18 protein-coding genes are annotated in these 13,958 nt (G+C 70.7%); 11 read left to right on the top strand and 7 right to left on the bottom strand.

Annotation, left to right across the window (positions count from 1 at the left end):
• Positions 1-1,360 (top strand): T6SS phospholipase effector Tle1-like catalytic domain-containing protein (locus ACEZHJ_RS01670; RefSeq protein ID WP_375036160.1); only part of this gene is annotated, 1,360 nt, incomplete at its 5' end.
• Positions 1,361-1,439: 79 nt separating this feature from the next.
• Here ACEZHJ_RS01670 and ACEZHJ_RS01665 read toward each other — a convergent pair.
• The 3 genes from ACEZHJ_RS01665 to arsC form a co-directional block, all read right to left on the bottom strand.
• Positions 1,440-1,799 (bottom strand): DUF2069 domain-containing protein, encoded by a 360-nt coding sequence (locus ACEZHJ_RS01665; RefSeq protein ID WP_018719004.1) that lies wholly within the window; start codon positions 1,797-1,799, stop codon positions 1,440-1,442.
• Positions 1,796-2,398 carry an NAD(P)H:quinone oxidoreductase gene (gene wrbA / locus ACEZHJ_RS01660; protein WP_163139261.1) on the bottom strand — a complete coding sequence of 201 codons (603 nt, stop codon included), beginning with the start codon at positions 2,396-2,398 and terminating at the stop codon, positions 1,796-1,798. The genes ACEZHJ_RS01665 and wrbA overlap by 4 nt, the downstream gene beginning before the upstream one ends.
• Before the next feature lie 96 nt (positions 2,399-2,494).
• Positions 2,495-2,854: an arsenate reductase (glutaredoxin) gene (gene arsC, locus ACEZHJ_RS01655; protein WP_018719006.1), complete on the bottom strand. Its 360-nt coding sequence runs from the start codon at positions 2,852-2,854 to the stop codon at positions 2,495-2,497.
• Between the two features lie 118 nt (positions 2,855-2,972).
• Between arsC and ACEZHJ_RS01650 the strand changes: the two genes are divergently transcribed.
• The 4 genes from ACEZHJ_RS01650 (at position 2,973) to ACEZHJ_RS01635 (ending at position 4,421) form a co-directional block, all read left to right on the top strand.
• A complete protein-coding gene (locus ACEZHJ_RS01650) occupies positions 2,973-3,242 on the top strand; it encodes an acylphosphatase (RefSeq protein WP_018719007.1) in 270 nt (89 codons plus the stop codon).
• Positions 3,243-3,374: 132 nt separating this feature from the next.
• Positions 3,375-3,698 (top strand): cytochrome c, encoded by a 324-nt coding sequence (locus tag ACEZHJ_RS01645; protein ID WP_018719008.1) that lies wholly within the window; start codon positions 3,375-3,377, stop codon positions 3,696-3,698.
• A gap of 13 nt (positions 3,699-3,711) precedes the next feature.
• Positions 3,712-4,047: a cytochrome c gene (locus tag ACEZHJ_RS01640; RefSeq protein WP_018719009.1), complete on the top strand. Its 336-nt coding sequence runs from the start codon at positions 3,712-3,714 to the stop codon at positions 4,045-4,047.
• The gene (locus ACEZHJ_RS01635; protein WP_240466141.1) at positions 4,044-4,421 is read left to right on the top strand and encodes a sirohydrochlorin chelatase; all 378 of its coding nucleotides are present in this window, start codon (positions 4,044-4,046) and stop codon (positions 4,419-4,421) included. Before ACEZHJ_RS01640 ends, ACEZHJ_RS01635 begins: the two co-directional genes overlap by 4 nt.
• Positions 4,422-4,444: 23 nt before the next feature.
• Here the strand turns inward: ACEZHJ_RS01635 and ACEZHJ_RS01630 are convergent, their stop codons facing one another.
• From ACEZHJ_RS01630 to ACEZHJ_RS01615, 4 genes are all read right to left on the bottom strand, one after another.
• Entirely contained in the window at positions 4,445-5,308 is an 864-nt protein-coding gene (locus ACEZHJ_RS01630) for an SDR family oxidoreductase (RefSeq protein ID WP_163139260.1), read from the bottom strand.
• 323 nt (positions 5,309-5,631) lie between these two features.
• The gene (locus ACEZHJ_RS01625; protein ID WP_163139259.1) at positions 5,632-6,225 is read right to left on the bottom strand and encodes a lytic transglycosylase domain-containing protein; all 594 of its coding nucleotides are present in this window, start codon (positions 6,223-6,225) and stop codon (positions 5,632-5,634) included.
• A gap of 10 nt (positions 6,226-6,235) precedes the next feature.
• Positions 6,236-7,939, bottom strand: a complete 1,704-nt coding sequence (locus ACEZHJ_RS01620) for a proline--tRNA ligase (RefSeq protein WP_018719013.1) — start codon at positions 7,937-7,939, stop codon at positions 6,236-6,238.
• Between the two features lie 55 nt (positions 7,940-7,994).
• Entirely contained in the window at positions 7,995-8,468 is a 474-nt protein-coding gene (locus ACEZHJ_RS01615) for a DUF4124 domain-containing protein (RefSeq protein WP_018719014.1), read from the bottom strand.
• Between the two features lie 194 nt (positions 8,469-8,662).
• Between ACEZHJ_RS01615 and ilvN the strand changes: the two genes are divergently transcribed.
• From ilvN to ACEZHJ_RS01585, 6 genes are all read left to right on the top strand, one after another.
• The gene (gene ilvN / locus ACEZHJ_RS01610; protein WP_026321194.1) at positions 8,663-9,157 is read left to right on the top strand and encodes an acetolactate synthase small subunit; all 495 of its coding nucleotides are present in this window, start codon (positions 8,663-8,665) and stop codon (positions 9,155-9,157) included.
• 87 nt (positions 9,158-9,244) lie between these two features.
• On the top strand, positions 9,245-10,261 hold the full coding sequence (ilvC, locus tag ACEZHJ_RS01605) for a ketol-acid reductoisomerase (RefSeq protein ID WP_018719016.1): 1,017 nt from the start codon (positions 9,245-9,247) through the stop codon (positions 10,259-10,261).
• 228 nt (positions 10,262-10,489) lie between these two features.
• Complete coding sequence (pssA, locus tag ACEZHJ_RS01600) at positions 10,490-11,269, top strand: CDP-diacylglycerol--serine O-phosphatidyltransferase (RefSeq protein WP_018719017.1); 780 nt, start codon at positions 10,490-10,492, stop codon at positions 11,267-11,269.
• Between the two features lie 252 nt (positions 11,270-11,521).
• Complete coding sequence (locus tag ACEZHJ_RS01595; protein WP_375036159.1) at positions 11,522-12,226, top strand: uracil-DNA glycosylase; 705 nt, start codon at positions 11,522-11,524, stop codon at positions 12,224-12,226.
• A complete protein-coding gene (rimI, locus tag ACEZHJ_RS01590) occupies positions 12,223-12,702 on the top strand; it encodes a ribosomal protein S18-alanine N-acetyltransferase (RefSeq protein WP_018719019.1) in 480 nt (159 codons plus the stop codon). Before ACEZHJ_RS01595 ends, rimI begins: the two co-directional genes overlap by 4 nt.
• Positions 12,699-13,949 (top strand): MFS transporter, encoded by a 1,251-nt coding sequence (locus ACEZHJ_RS01585; RefSeq protein WP_163139257.1) that lies wholly within the window; start codon positions 12,699-12,701, stop codon positions 13,947-13,949. Before rimI ends, ACEZHJ_RS01585 begins: the two co-directional genes overlap by 4 nt.
• The last annotated feature ends 9 nt before the right edge of the window (positions 13,950-13,958 follow it).

Here is a 13,958-nt window from a genome sequence, read left to right as displayed (position 1 = left end):
GGCACGGGCGTTCGTGAACTGGCTGGTGCGGCTCTGCAAGCTCGACGCCCAGCTGCTGGGGCGCCCGGAGCCGATGACGCTGGCCGGCTTCCCGCTCAGCCACGACTTCCTCGGGCTGTTCGACACGGTGGCCTCGGTGGGGCTGGCGAACCTGAGCGTGATCGCCGACGGCCACGGCGGCTGGGCCGACGCCCAGCGCGCGCTGCGCGTGCCGCGCGAGGCCGGGCGCTGCCTGCACCTGGTCGCCGCCCACGAGAACCGGCGTTCCTTCCCGCTGGATTCCATCCACGTGGGCGATGAGCTGCCCGCCAACGGCAAGGAGCTCGTCTACCCCGGCGTGCACTCCGACATCGGGGGCGGCTACCGCCCGGGGGACCAGGGCAAGGGCACCGAGGAGCTGGGCGCCGATATGCTCTCGCGCCTGCCCCTGGCGGAGATGTACCGCCAGGCGCGGCTCGCCGGCGTGCCGCTGAAGCTCGAGCACGCCGAGCCCGACGTGCAGGACGGCTACAAGATCACCCCCCGCACCATCGCCGACTTCAACGCCTACCTGGACGTCTTCGAGACCCGCAGCGGCGGCACGGCGGCGATCGTGCGCGAGCACTGGCGCCGGGCCATCGAGTGGCGGGTGCACCTGCACCGCCACGGCGGCATCGCCGCGCTCACGAGCTATCAGCGTGCCTCGACGCTCTCCCGCAACCGCCTCGCGAGCGCCTGGGCCGCCTTCGGCGAGGAGCTGGCGAGCTTCCGGCGATGGCGCGGCTTACACCGGCGCTGCTTCACCACTCCGGACGCCGCCCCGCAGCAGCCGCCGGCCGAGCGCGGCCGCACCACGTTCCTGCAAACGCTCATGACGATGCCCGATTTCAGCAGCCTCGCCTGCCTGGCCACGCCCCTGCCCGTGCTGATCCTCGACCGCTTCCCCAACGGCCTCGACCCGTCGCTGGACGGGGACTGGCGGCGCATCGACGGCTTCTTCGACACGCTCGCCCGCCCGCCGGCCGCGGTGGCCACGCTCATGGATCACTACGTCCACGACGCCATCGCCGGCTTTCTCGCCGACGATCGCACAGAGGTGATCGGCCACCTCAAGGACCTGGTGCGGTACAAGCAGCTGCTCGACGGCGACGAGCGCTTTGCCCTCAATGCCCGGCGCCTCGGCATCTCGCTCAGCGACGAGGAGCAGGGCTACGCCGCCTACTACGAGCGCACCGGGCGAATACCCCCCGGCATGCCCGTCGACGCCCGCGAGCCGTCCTGGCTCGGCGCCGGCTACCTGCGCTCGCGCCGCATCTACGCCGGCGCCGATGATGTGCTGCTGACGGCGCAACATTCTGCGGCCGACGGCGAAGTCGCATAGGCGGAACGCGGCTGCGGTGCGTGCGCGGGGGCGTCAGCCACTGGATACCGTGTCCCGCCGGGGTGCTGCATCGGTGCCGTCACTGATGGCGGACCGCCGCGCGGGTGGTGCGCATGTAGGCCATGACCAGTGCGAAGTAGCCCAGGCTGGTGACCAGCTCGGCGATGCCGAGCCAGCGCTGCGGGGGCGGCGCGCTGGCCGCCAGAGTGGCGTGGATGAAGTAGGCGAGCACCAGCAGACTGCTCCACGCCAGGGTATAGCGCCGGCGGCGCAGCAGCCCGCGCAGGGGCAGCAGCCACGGTGCGACGATCACGATCAGCAGCGGGGCGCGCAGCGCCGGGGGCGGCGGCGAGAGCCACAGGTACCAGCTCATCAGCAGTGCGAACTGGGCGGTCCAGGCGACGAGTACGCCGCGGTAGAGCGCGTCGCCGCGGCTCATGCGCGCCCCCGCTCCAGGGTGACCGCGGCGTCCGCGAGGCGGGCGCCGAGTGCCCGGCACAGCCGTGCCTCGTCGTCGTCGAGGGGGCGGTCACTGTCCGGGCCGGCATAGTGGCTCGCCCCGTAGGGGGTGCCGCCGGTGGTGGTCTCGCGCAGGGCGGATTCGGTATAGGGCAGCCCCACCAGGTACATGCCGTGGTGCAGCAGCGGCAGCATCATGCTGGTCAGGGTGGTTTCCTGGCCGCCGTGCATGGACGCGGTGGAGGTGAATACCGCTGCGGGCCGGCCGGCGAGGGTGCCGCCCAGCCACAGGTCGGAGGTCCCGTCGAGGAGGTACTTCAGCGGCGCCGCCATGTTGCCGAAGCGCGTGGGGCTGCCCAGTGCGAGGGCGTCGCAGGCGGCGAGCTCATCGCGCTCGACATAGGGCGGCCCGCTGGCCGGGATGTCGTCCGCCACCGCCTCACAGACGGTGGAGACCGGGGGCACCGTGCGCACGCGCGCACTGGCACCGGCAACCGACTCCACGCCGTGGGCGATCTGTTCCGCCATCGCGGCGGTGGCGCCGAAGCGGCTGTAGTAGAGGATGAGGACGTCGGCCATGGCTTGCTCGGACCTTCTCCGGTGTGGGCGGCCGGGCGTTGTCGCGGCCCGGCGCAGTATCGCAGCATCGTTGGCGCGGGGTACCCGTCGGCGGGCTCAGTCGAGGACCGAGAGCGCGTTCTCCGGCGGGCGCCCGAGTGCCGCGCGGCCGTTGGCCACCACGATGGGGCGCTCGATCAGCCGGGGATGCTCGTTCATGGCCCGGATCAGTGCATCGCGGTCGAGCTGCCCGTCGTCCAGTCCCAGTTCCCGGTACTCGCGCTCGCGCTTTCGCATGAGCGCCCGCGGCTCGAGGCCGAGCTGGTCCAGCAGGGTGCCCAGTTCGGCGGGGGACGGCGGTGTCTTGAGGTACTCGACGACCTCCGGCTCCACGCCGCGCTCGCGCAGCAGCGCGAGGGTCTCGCGGGATTTGCTGCAGCGGGGGTTGTGGTAGATGCGCACGGGGCTGGTGCTCATGCCCGATCCTCCTGCGGTGTCTGCTTCGCTACAATGGCACGCAGTCTGGCTAGGGATCGTTACGAAGGCAACGGCCTGTGTCCGGACCGGCGGAAACAGATGAAATCGACGGGAGGCAATGATGGAGAACCGGGCCTGGCGGGTATACGGCCGTGTCCAGGGCGTGTTCTTCCGGGCGTCGGCCCGGCAGGAGGCGCTGCGCCTCGGGCTCGACGGCTACGCCCGCAACCTGCCGGACGGCAGTGTGGAGGTCGCGGCCCGTGGCGAGGCGGCGGCGCTCGACGCGCTGGCGCAGTGGCTGCGCGACGGACCACAGCATGCGCGGGTGTCTGCGCTCGAGCCCGTGACGCCGCCGTCACGCATCGACGAGGGCTTCGACACGCTGTGAGGGGCCCCACGCGGCGCTCGCTTTACGCGGATTCCAAGACGTGGAAACATAAGCCGCCGGCGAACTGACCACCGATTCGCCGGCCGGCAGCGGCCTGCCACTGCCGGCTGGAACTGTCTCGAGAGGGGAAAGATGAAGACGAAGCTTCTACTCGCGGCCGGCGTGATGCTGGCAATGGCGGGCGCGGCGCACGCTGCCGGCGATCCCGCCGCCGGGGCGGAGAAATCAGCCACCTGCCTGGGCTGTCACGGTGTCGACGGCTACCGTAACGCCTATCCCGCCTATCACGTGCCGAAGCTCGGCGGCCAGCATGCGCAGTACATCGTATCCGCGCTGAAGGCCTACAAGAGCGGCCAGCGCGAGCACGTCACCATGCAGGCACAGGCCTCGAGCCTGAGCGAGCAGGACATGCAGGATATCGCGGCGTACTTTGCCCAGGTCGGCGCGGACAAGTGACGGGGAGGGGATGATGAACAGACTGCTTATCGGACTCGCCGCCACGGCGCTGCTCGCCATGACCACCCAGGCCGGGGCGATACCGCCGGGTAGCGCAAAGGACGGCAAGCCCAAGGCCCAGGTGTGCATGTCGTGCCATGCGCCGGACCTCAATAATCCGGCGTTCCCGAAGATCGCCGGCCAGCACGCGGACTACCTGTTCCACGCGCTCCAGGCCTACAAGAGCGGCAAGCGGCAGAACCCGGTCATGGCCGGGCAGGTCGGCTCGCTGTCCAGGGAGGACATGGCGGACCTGGCGACGTACTTCTCGACGCTCGACGCCGGCCTCGAGACCCTGCCGCGCAAGTGAGCGGGGTGGACGGCCTGCGTTCGCTGCTCATCCTCGCCCACGGCAGCCGCCGCGAGGCCTCCAACGACGAGGTCCGCGGCCTGGCCACCGCCGTGGCCGCGAGGATGGACGGTCGCTACGACCGTGTCGGCTGCGCGTTCCTGGAGCTCGCCGAGCCGGACATCGCCGCCGCCATTGAGCGGGAGATTGAGGTGGGCTGCGACGAGATCGTCTGCCTGCCGTACTTCCTCTCGGCGGGCCGGCACGTGGCCGAGGACATCCCCGCCATCATCGAGGCCGCGCGTGAGCGCCATCCCGGCGTGCGCGTGAGCCTGGAGCGCTACCTGGGGGCGCAGAACCGCCTGGCCGCGCTGATCGCGGACGTGGTGCCGTAGCACGTCCGCGCGTTGGGGGCCGGTCACTCCGTCCCGCCGGACTCCAGCATCGCTGCATAGCCGTCCCGGAAGCCGGGGTAGCGCAGGCGGTAGCCGCTGTCGTGGAGGCGGCGGTTGCGGCAGCGCCGGCCCATGCCGGCGCCGTCACGGGCCTCGCGGGGCGGCGGCGGGCAGCCCATCCGCTGCGCCAGCCAGTCCATCACGGTGCACTGGGTCGCGGGCTCGTCGTCGACCCCGATATACCGCCGCTCCGGTCCGGCGAGGCGGGCGAGGTGGGCGAGGAAGCCCACGCAGTCGGCCTCGTGGATGCGGTTGGTCCAGCGCGGCGGCTCGTCCCGGCAGGCGGCCCCCTCGCGCACCCGCCGCAGAAGCCGGCCGCGACCTGGCCCGTAGATCCCCGCGAAGCGCACCACCGTCGCCGGCCAGGGCGCGCCGAGGGCCACCGCCTCGGCATCCAGCAGACGTCGTCCGGAGAAGCGTTGCGGCTCGGTGGGGCTGTCCTCGTCCACCCAGCCGCCGTCGTCCTGGCCGTACACGCCGGTGCTGGAGACGAAGCACTGCCACGCCGGCGAGGCGCCGTTGATCTGCAGTGCCTCGATCAGGTTGCGCTGGCCGAGCACGTAGGCCTCGCGGTAGCCCTCGTCGGTATAGGCGGGGGGCGTGGCGATGTAGAACACCGCCTCCGGCCGCCGGCCCCGCAGTGCAGCGGCGAGGCCGTCGGGGTCGGTGAGGTCGGCGGCAACGGGCTCGATCTCCGCCGGCAGGGCGTCGGGCCGGCGGCGCAGGCCGAGCACGCGGCTCCCGTCGCCGGCCAGTGCGAGGCCGAGCTGCCGGCCGATACGTCCGCAGCCGGCGATGAGGACCTCGCGAAAGGGGGGATGCGGCATGGTTACCTCGTGGCTGACGGGCGGTCCGCCAATGTTATCGCGGAGCGTGTATGACAGCACAGCGGCTCGCGCGTATGCGCGCGACACTGGACGGGCGCGCCAGCCGGACCAGCCGGGGGCGGCAAGCCCCATAACCTCTCGGCGATCCTGCGCACCAGCGATGCGGTGGGGGTGGCCGAGGCGCACGCGGTGACCCCGCGGGGGCAGGATGTCGCGGGGCACCGCCGCCGGCACGGTATCGATTACCCGGTGCTGGACGCGCAGGACGATGTCACCGGGCCGTTGCCCCCTGCGCACGGACCGGGCGTCCTGGCACGGGCCAGCTACTGGGGGTGCCAGCGCCGGCGCAGGGCGCGGAATACACGCTCCGGGTACCACGTCTGACCCAGGCTGCCGTTGTAGCGGGCCAGTGCGCGGGTGAGGTTGCCGTTCTCGATGTTCAGGTAGTGGCGGAGGATGGTGCAGCCCATGCGCAGGTTGAGCGCCGGTCGGAAGAGGTTGCCGTCCGGGCGGTCGAGTTCGTCGAGCCAGAACGGCATGATCTGCATGTAGCCGCGGGCCCCGGCGCTGGAGATGGCGAAGCGGCGGAAATCGCTCTCGACGTCGATCAGCGCGAGCACCCATTCCGGCTCCAGGTCTGCCCGGCGGGCCTCGTAGTGCACCAGCTTGAGCAGCCGCAGGCGCCTGTCGGGGTCGGGGATGCGCCGGCGCAGCCGGGTGGACATGTCCATCAGCCACACCTCGGCGTCGAAGCGGTTCGCGAAGCTGTCACTGCCCTCCAGTGCCCGCTCCAGGGCCTGGCGCAGGGCGGGGTCCGGGCGCTGGCCGGAATCGGCGGCATCGGTGGCGTGCGCGCCCCCGGCCACCAGGCCGAGGGCCAGCACGACGATCAGCCCCAGTCGCCGCCGCACCCCCATCGGCGGTCCCTCAGGCGCAGCGTCGGCGCAGCTCGTCGACGACGCCGTCCAGCGCCAGCGCCTCGCTGTCCGCGGCGCGGCGGTGGCGGTATTCCACCGTGCCCTCGTCGAGGCCGCGGTCGCCAATGACCAGCCGGTGGGGGATGCCGATCAGCTCCATGTCCGCGAACTTCACGCCGGGACGCGCCTCGCGGTCGTCCCAGAGGCAGTCGATGCCCGCCGCGCGGAGTTCGTTGTAGAGCCGCTCGGCGGTCTCGGCCACGCGTGCCGACTTGTGCGCGTTGATGGAGACGATGCCCACGCGGAACGGCGCCATCGGTTCCGGCCAGATGATGCCGCGCGCGTCGTGGTTCTGCTCGATGGCGGCGGCCACCACACGGGAGACGCCGATGCCGTAGCAGCCCATGTGCATGGGTGTGTTCTCGCCGTTCTCGTCCAGCACCGTGGCCTCCATGGCCTCGCTGTACTTGGTACCGAGCTGGAAGATGTGACCGACCTCGATGCCGCGCTTGATCTCCAGGGCGCCGTCGCAGCGCGGGCAGCCCTCGCCGGCACGCACGGTGCGCAGGTCCGCGGTCTCCGGTGCCGGGGTGTCCCGGCCCCAGTTCAGGTTGATCCAGTGCCAGTCGGCGCGGTTTGCGCCGGAGGAGAAGTTGGTGCTCGCCGCGGCGCGGTGGTCCACCAGGGTGCGCAGGCCGGCGGGCAGGTCGACGGGGCCGATGAAGCCGCGGGGCACGCCGGTGGCCTCGAAGGCCTCCCCGGGCTCGGCGAGTCGGACCTCCTCGGCGTCCAGCGCGTGGGCGGCCTTGACCATGTTGAGCTCGTCGTCGCCGGCGACGAACAGCACCGCGGGGACGCCGTCGGCCATCACGACCACGCTCTTGACCACCCGCTCGGCGCCGATGCCCAGCATCTCCGCCTGCTCGGCCACGGTCTCGATGCCGGGCGTCGCCTGCTCCTCCGCCGCGGCGGGGGGCAGGCTCTCCGGCATCGCCGGGCGGCTCGCGGCGAGCTCGGTGTTGGCGGCGTAGGTGCAGCGCTCGCAGGCGGCGATCTCGTCCTCACCGGAGTCCGCGAGGACGTGGAACTCCTCGGAGACACTGCCGCCGATGGCCCCGGAGTCCGCGGAGACGGGGCGGAAGTCCAGTCCCAGGCGTTCGAAGATGCGGGTGTAGGCGCCGCGCATGTCCTGGTAGGTCTCCTCCAGCGATCCGGGGGTCATATGGAAGGAGTACGCGTCCTTCATGATGAACTCCCGCGAGCGCATGACGCCGAAACGCGGACGGATCTCGTCGCGGAACTTGGTCTGGACCTGGTAGTAGGTCAGCGGCAGCTGGCGGTAGCTGCGCAGCTCCCGGCGGAGCAGGTCGGTGATGACCTCCTCGTGGGTGGGGCCGAAGCAGAATTCGCGCTCGTGACGGTCGGTGATGCGCAGCAGCTCCGGACCGTACTGGTCCCATCGCCCGGACTCCTGCCAGAGCTCCGCGGGCTGGATCGCGGGCATGAGCAGCTCCATGCCCCCGATGCCGTCCATCTCCTCGCGGACCACCTGCTCGACGCGCTTGAGCACCCGCAGGCCCAGCGGCTGCCAGGTGTAGAGGCCGGCGCCGAGGCGGCTGATCATCCCCGCGCGCAGCATCAGCTGGTGGCTGACGATCTCGGCGTCCGCGGGGGTTTCCTTGGCGGTGAACAGGGGAAAACGGCTGGCTCGCATGACTGGCTGGTGCCTCCGGGGCGTTGTTCGTTCTCGGGTGTGGGCCGGTGCGCGGTCAGCGCGCCGCGTCGTTGCCCTTGGCCGGGATGTCGCTGCAGTTCTTGTCGATGAACGCCTGCGCCTCCTTGCGCTGGGATTCGATCTCTTCGGCGCTGTAGCGTACTACCTCGCCGTCCGGGCGGCGAAAGCGCTGGTTGGGCGTGGCGTTGGTGAACGCCTCCAGGTTGTCCCGGGCGGCCTGGCATTGCTGTCGCATCCAGTCCGGGTCCGGGGTGCCGCGCTCCGGCTTCCTGTCGGCGTCGTCACCGGCGGTCTGCGACGGGGCGGCGGATCCCTCCTTTGCGGTATCGCCGGGCTGCCCCTTCCCCTTGCCGGCACCGGGCACGCGGACCTCGCGGGCGTCTCTGCCCTGGGGTGGCTGGCTGCCGTAGTGGACCTCCCCGTCGGCGTCGGTCCACTTGTAGACGGCTGCCGATGCGGCGGCCGGGACGCCCAGCGCGAGGGCGAGCAGGATTGCGGTCCAGCGCATGCCGATTCTCCTTTCGTATTCAATTACCGCCATTATCCGGCTGGTGCCGCCGTGCTCAACCGTCAGTGAGGGCGCGCGGTTCCACGCTTGACGCCATATCCGGTGCCGAGTAGGTTTTCCGGGTTTCCCATGCGTGAGACCGTGGGGCCGGAGCCATGCGCCGACCCCCTGGCGTATTCTTTCTGGTAGGCATCATGCGGCATATCATATCCATTCTCGTGGTGAACGAATTCGGGGCGCTGGGGCGCATTGCCGGACTGTTCACCGCGCGAGGCTACAACATCGAATCGCTTACCGTCGCGCCCACCGATGATGCCACGCTCTCGCGCATGACGCTGGTAACCATCGGCGATGACCAGATCATCGAGCAGATCATCAAGCAGCTCAACAAGCTGCTGGACGTGGTCAAGGTCCTGGACATCACCGAGGCCGAGCACATCGAACGGGAGATGATGCTCGTCAAGGTCCAGGCCGCCACCAACGATGCGCGCGAGGAGTTCAAGCGCCTCACGGATATCTTCCGCGGGCGTGTCCTCGACGTCACCGAGAAGACCTACACCATCGAGCTCACGGGCACCAGCAGCAAACTGGACGCCTTCCTCGAGGTCATCGGGCGCAAAACGCCCGTCGAGGTCGTACGCTCCGGCGTGATCGGCATCGCACGCGGCGACCGTCAGATGCGTATCTGATCCGCCGCCATCCCGTGCCCCGAACCGACCTGCCCCGGCCGGCCCGACGCCGTGTCGGCGGTCGTCAATCAAACAAGCGGTGACATCATGAAGGTTTTCTACGATAAGGATGCGGATCTCTCCATCATCCAGGGCATGAAGGTGGCCATCATCGGCTACGGCTCCCAGGGCCATGCCCATGCCAACAACCTCAAGGAGTCCGGCGTGCCGGTGGTGGTCGGCCTGCGCCAGGGCTCGGCGTCGGCGCGCAAGGCCGAGCAGGCGGGCCTGGAGACGGCGAGCATCGAGGATGCCTCCGCCAGCGCGGACCTGGTGATGATCCTTACCCCGGACGAGCACCAGGGCGCCATCTACCGCGAGCGCATCGAGCCCAACCTCAAGGAGGGCGCGGCGATCGCCTTCGCCCACGGGTTCAACATCCACTACGGCCAGATCGAGCCGCGCAAGGACCTCGACGTGATCATGATCGCGCCGAAGGGCCCCGGCCACCTCGTGCGCTCGACCTACACCGAGGGCGGCGGCGTGCCGTCGCTGATCGCCATCCACCAGGACGCCAGCGGCCGCGCCCGCGACGTCGCGCTGTCCTATTCGGTGGCGAACGGTGCGGGTCGTTCCGGCGTGATCGAGACCTCCTTCCGCGAGGAGACCGAGACCGATCTCTTCGGCGAGCAGGTGGTGCTCTGCGGTGGCATGACCGAGCTCATCATGGCCGGCTTCGAGACCCTGGTCGAGGCGGGCTACTCCCCGGAGATGGCCTACTTCGAGTGCCTGCACGAGACCAAGCTGATCGTCGACCTCCTCTACGAGGGCGGCATCGCGAACATGCGCTACTCCATCTCCAATACCGCCGAGTACGGCGACTTCACCCGCGGTCCGCGGGTGATCAACGAGGAGTCCCGCTACGCGATGCGCGAGATTCTCGAGGAGATCCAGAACGGCGAGTTCGCCAAGGAGTTCGTGCTGGAGAACCAGGCCAATGCGCCGCGTCTCAAGGCGATGCGCCGCAAGGCCGCCGAGCACCCCATCGAGGAGGTGGGCGGCCGCCTGCGCGAGATGATGCCCTGGATCCGTGCCAAGCAGCTGGTCGACCGGGAGCGCAACTAGCCCGCCCTGGTCCCCGCCGGGCCGCTCCACGGCGGTCCGGCGGACGGCGGGCGTTCACGCGCCGGCACGCGTGTGACGGACCTGCCGGCGACACACGCTTCCCGGCACGGTCCGGGAAGCGGTTACACAGGCGGGCCAGCGCCCGGGCGTTGCCGGCGCTCCGCGCTGGCAAGCCACGCGCCTGCCCGGTAGTCTGGGCAGGTGCGAATCCGCCCAGCCGAGAGGGCCATGAACGAGCACAACCCCCGCCCGCGACGTCGCGGTATCTACCTTCTGCCCAACCTGCTGACCACCGTCGCCCTGTTCTTCGGCTTCTACGCCGTGGTGGCGGCCAACAACGGTGCCTACCAGACCGCCGCCGTGGCCATCTTCGTGGCCATGGTCATGGACGGCATGGACGGGCGGGTGGCCCGGCTGACCAATACCCAGAGCGACTTCGGCGTGCAGTACGACAGCATCGCCGACATGGTCTCCTTCGGTGTGGCGCCGGCGCTGGTCATGTATCAGTGGGCGCTGCGCGACCTCGCCCAGCTCGGTGACACCTGGGGCAAGCTCGGCTGGCTCGGGGCGTTCGTCTACGCCGCCTGCGCGGGTCTACGCCTGGCGCGCTTCAATACCCAGGTCGGTGTGGCGGACAAGCGCTTCTTCCAGGGGTTGCCCAGCCCGGCCGCCGCGGCCACGGTCGCGGGCATGGTCTGGGCCGGCAACCGCCTGGAGTTCGGCGGCTGGGGTGCGGGGATCCCGGCGCTGGCGGTGATCGTCGCCGCCGGCATCCTCATGGTCAGCAATATCCGTTACTACAGTTTCAAGGAGATCGACTTCCGCTACCGGGTGCCGTTCATCGTGATCGTGCTCCTGGTGCTGGGGGTCGCGCTGTCGTCGGTGCACCCGCCGACGTTCCTGTTCATCGTCGCTCTGGGCTACATGGGGTCGGGCCCGGTGCTCACGGTGATCCTGCGACGGCGGCGCATGCGTGCGCGTCACCACCATCACCACCCGCCGCAGTGACGCGGTGGCGCCCGGGCGGGCGCGGCAACGGCCAGGGGGGCAGGCATGACCAGACGAGAACGCTCGACGAATTGCTCGGGGACCCGGTGACGTATGGGGGCCGGTGACCGCCAGCGTGTCTATCTCGAGCGCATGGGTATCCCGCTCTGGGTCCGTCGCGGCGGCAGCGGCGCGGCGTCCGACCCCGGGGAGGCGTGTCCCGGCGGGGGCGCTGAGTCCGCCTCCCCGGTGATGCCGGAATCTCCGTCGCCGATGGCCGAATCCCCGGTGGAGACGGGCATACCCGCTGCCGGCGCTTCCGAGCCGCCTGCCGCGGACGGTGGCGCCGCGACGCGGGAGACCGTTGCCGAACCGGCACCGGCGGGCGGGGGCGGTGCCGCGGAGGCGGAGCACGAGGCGGAGTGGACGGCGCTGCGCCGCGAGGTGGACCAGTGCACGGCCTGCCCCCTCTATCAGACGCGTACCCAGGCCGTGTTCGGGGTGGGCAGCCACGACGCCTCGCTGATGATCGTCGGCGAGGCCCCGGGAGCGGACGAGGACCGCCTCGGCGAGCCCTTCGTCGGCCGGGCCGGCCGGCTGCTCGACGAGATGCTGCGGGCCATCGGCCTTGCCCGCGAGCAGGTCTACATCACCAACATCCTCAAGTCCCGGCCGCCGAACAACCGCGACCCGCGCCCTGAGGAGATCGCGGCCTGCGAGGGCTACCTGCGCCGGCAGATCGAGCTGATCGCACCGTCGATCATGCTCGCCGTCGGCCGGGTCTCGGCGCAGTACCTGCTCGATTCGGACCGCCCGCTGGGGCGCCTGCGCGGCCGGTGGCACGAGTACGGTCCGCGCCGCACGGCCCTGCTGGTGACCTACCATCCGGCCTATCTCCTGCGCCGGCCGGTGGAGAAGCGCAAGGCCTGGGCGGACCTCAAGCAGGTCCATGGGCGGTTGCGGGAGCCGGGGTCGTGAGTGCCGGGCGCTCGGCACTGCTTTCGGTAATCCGGCCCATGGAGGAGTCGGACATCCCCGAGGTGGTACGCATCGAGCAGCTCGCCTACGACTACCCGTGGACGCCCGGCATCTTCCGCGACTGCCTGCGCATGCGCTACGACTGCAGCGTGCACCTGGATCGCGGCGAGATCGTGGGCTATCTCCTGGTCACCGCCGCCGCCGGCGAGGCCCACGTGCTCAACCTGGCCGTCGATCCGGAGCGTCGTGGCGAGGGCTTCGCCCGCCGGCTGCTCCACTACGGGATCCGCAAGGCCCGGCGTACCGGGGTCGAGGCGATCTTCCTCGAGGTGCGGCCGACCAACACGGCGGCGCTGCGACTCTACCTCAGTGAGGGCTTCCGCCAGGTCGGCCGGCGCCGCGATTACTACCCCGCCGAGACCGGCCGGGAGGACGCCCTGGTGCTGCGTCTCGTCCTGGCCGGAGAGGACGCGTGAACCGCCGCGCGGTCACCGCCTGGGCCCTCTACGACTGGGCCAATTCGGCCTTTGCCACCGTCGTTATCGCCGGCTTTTTCCCCCTGCTGTTCCAGGACTACTGGAGCACCGACGTGGGCCCGGCGGCGAGCAATCTGCGCCTGGGTGGGGCGAGTGCCGTGGCGAGCCTGATGCTCATCGCCGTGGCGCCGCTGCTCGGTGCCATGGCGGACCGCCTGGGTGCACGCAAGCGGCTGCTGTTCACCTTCGCGGTCCCCGGCATGCTCGCCACCGCCGCGCTGGCCTGGGTGCCCGGCGGCGCCTGGATGTCCGCCGCGGCGCTGTATGTGTGTGCCTCGGTGGGGTTCATGGGCGCGAATGTCTTCTACGATGCGCTGCTGGTGAACGTCGCGCCGCCGTCCCGGTGGGACGCCGTCTCCGGTCTCGGTTACGGGCTCGGCTATCTTGGTGGCGGGCTGCTGTACCTCGGCTGCGTGCTGGCCGCGCTCAATCCGTCGGCGCTGGGTTTCGCCGACGCGGGCGCCGCCGCGCGGGCCGGGTTCGTGGCCACCGCGGTGTGGTGGGGCGTTTTCGCGCTACCGCTCGCACGGCGGGTGCCCGAGCGCCGCCGCCATCCCGAGGCCGGCGCGTGGCAGGCGGGCTGGCGCGAGCTCGCCGGCACGTTACGGCACCTGAGCGCGGTGCGTCCGGTGCTGGTCTTCCTGCTGGCTTACTGGCTCTATATCGACGCGGTGCACACCGTGATCCGCATGGCGGTGGCCTACGGCCGGGCGCTCGGCTTCGGCCGCGACGACCTCATCGTCGCGCTGCTGGTGGTGCAGTTCGTGGGCTTTCCGGCCGCGATCCTCTACGGCCGTCTGGGCGAGCGCTGGGGCCCGCGGCGTGGCATCTACGCGGGGCTGCTGGTGTACGCGGCGATCTGCGTGTGGGGGGCGTTCATCGAGTCGGCCTGGGAGTTCTACGTGATCGCCGTGCTGGTCGGGCTGGTGCAGGGCGGTGTCCAGGCCCTGAGCCGTTCGCTGTATGCACGGCTCATCCCGCCCGGGCGCGCCGGTGAGTTCTTCGGTTTCTACAACCTGCTCGGCAAGTTCGCGGCCGTGCTGGGGCCGCCGCTGTTCGGTGTGTTCGGCACGGTGTTCGGTAGCGTGCGTTTCTCCATGCTCTCGCTGATCGTGCTCTTCGCCGTCGGTGCCGCGGTGCTGGCGCGGGTGCCGGAGTCCGCCTTCCGGGCCGGTGACGGGTCGTGAGCCCGGCCC

It is taken from the genome of Arhodomonas sp. KWT2 (genome assembly GCF_041949875.1).
Classification (GTDB): Bacteria; Pseudomonadota; Gammaproteobacteria; order Nitrococcales; family Nitrococcaceae; genus Arhodomonas; species Arhodomonas aquaeolei.
The sequence above is the reverse complement of the archived record's forward strand: the minus strand, read 5'-3'. Positions and strand labels throughout refer to the sequence as shown.

What these genes read in the sequence shown, in the direction of transcription:
- ACEZHJ_RS01665 (WP_018719004.1), bottom strand. Translation starts at nt 1,799, where the DNA reads ATGAGCCGCGGCGACGCGCTCTACCGCGGCGTACTCGTCGCCTGGACC.
- wrbA (WP_163139261.1), bottom strand. Translation starts at nt 2,398, where the DNA reads ATGGCCGACGTCCTCATCCTCTACTACAGCCGCTTCGGCGCCACCGCC.
- arsC (WP_018719006.1), bottom strand. Translation starts at nt 2,854, where the DNA reads ATGAGCACCAGCCCCGTGCGCATCTACCACAACCCCCGCTGCAGCAAA.
- ACEZHJ_RS01650 (WP_018719007.1), top strand. Translation starts at nt 2,973, where the DNA reads ATGATGGAGAACCGGGCCTGGCGGGTATACGGCCGTGTCCAGGGCGTG.
- ACEZHJ_RS01645 (WP_018719008.1), top strand. Translation starts at nt 3,375, where the DNA reads ATGAAGACGAAGCTTCTACTCGCGGCCGGCGTGATGCTGGCAATGGCG.
- ACEZHJ_RS01640 (WP_018719009.1), top strand. Translation starts at nt 3,712, where the DNA reads ATGAACAGACTGCTTATCGGACTCGCCGCCACGGCGCTGCTCGCCATG.
- ACEZHJ_RS01630 (WP_163139260.1), bottom strand. Translation starts at nt 5,308, where the DNA reads ATGCCGCATCCCCCCTTTCGCGAGGTCCTCATCGCCGGCTGCGGACGT.
- ACEZHJ_RS01625 (WP_163139259.1), bottom strand. Translation starts at nt 6,225, where the DNA reads ATGGGGGTGCGGCGGCGACTGGGGCTGATCGTCGTGCTGGCCCTCGGC.
- ACEZHJ_RS01620 (WP_018719013.1), bottom strand. Translation starts at nt 7,939, where the DNA reads ATGCGAGCCAGCCGTTTTCCCCTGTTCACCGCCAAGGAAACCCCCGCG.
- ACEZHJ_RS01615 (WP_018719014.1), bottom strand. Translation starts at nt 8,468, where the DNA reads ATGCGCTGGACCGCAATCCTGCTCGCCCTCGCGCTGGGCGTCCCGGCC.
- ilvN (WP_026321194.1), top strand. Translation starts at nt 8,663, where the DNA reads ATGCGGCATATCATATCCATTCTCGTGGTGAACGAATTCGGGGCGCTG.
- ilvC (WP_018719016.1), top strand. Translation starts at nt 9,245, where the DNA reads ATGAAGGTTTTCTACGATAAGGATGCGGATCTCTCCATCATCCAGGGC.
- pssA (WP_018719017.1), top strand. Translation starts at nt 10,490, where the DNA reads ATGAACGAGCACAACCCCCGCCCGCGACGTCGCGGTATCTACCTTCTG.
- ACEZHJ_RS01595 (WP_375036159.1), top strand. Translation starts at nt 11,522, where the DNA reads ATGGCCGAATCCCCGGTGGAGACGGGCATACCCGCTGCCGGCGCTTCC.